Source organism: Pseudorhodobacter sp. E13 (assembly GCF_003991405.1).
Classification (GTDB): domain Bacteria; phylum Pseudomonadota; class Alphaproteobacteria; order Rhodobacterales; family Rhodobacteraceae; genus Pseudorhodobacter.
In genome coordinates this window covers 1-292 of sequence record NZ_RPEN01000061.1, presented here as the reverse complement: position 1 = coordinate 292, position 292 = coordinate 1, and the positions used below count along the sequence as shown (strand labels likewise).

Annotated in this window: 1 protein-coding gene; it reads right to left on the bottom strand. The window is 60.3% G+C overall.

What is annotated here, in order from left to right; genetic code table 11:
• The coding region (locus EGN72_RS19035; RefSeq protein ID WP_158623088.1) for a hypothetical protein at positions 1–292 on the bottom strand (292 nt) is incomplete at both ends.

Sequence of the window (292 nt, the reverse complement as noted above, 5' to 3'; positions counted from 1 at the left end):
GATGCCGTATTTGGCCTTCAAGAACTGTTCGATCTTGATGCGGTAAGCGGCCATGGCGGTGCTGCCCAGGTCGGTATCGGTCAGCCCGCAGATGCCCACCAAACCGCGCATCGCGTTAAGCATCTGCCATTCACCGGCTCTGTAGCCGATATCAAACACACCGACTTCGGTGGGATTGTCCCCGGCCAACACGCCGTCACGGAACACCTTCAGCCCTCCGGTGGCCGAGAAGGTCACCATCAGCAAGGTCGTGACATTGGTGAACCCGCTGCTGAGCAGCGCGGAAGACCGG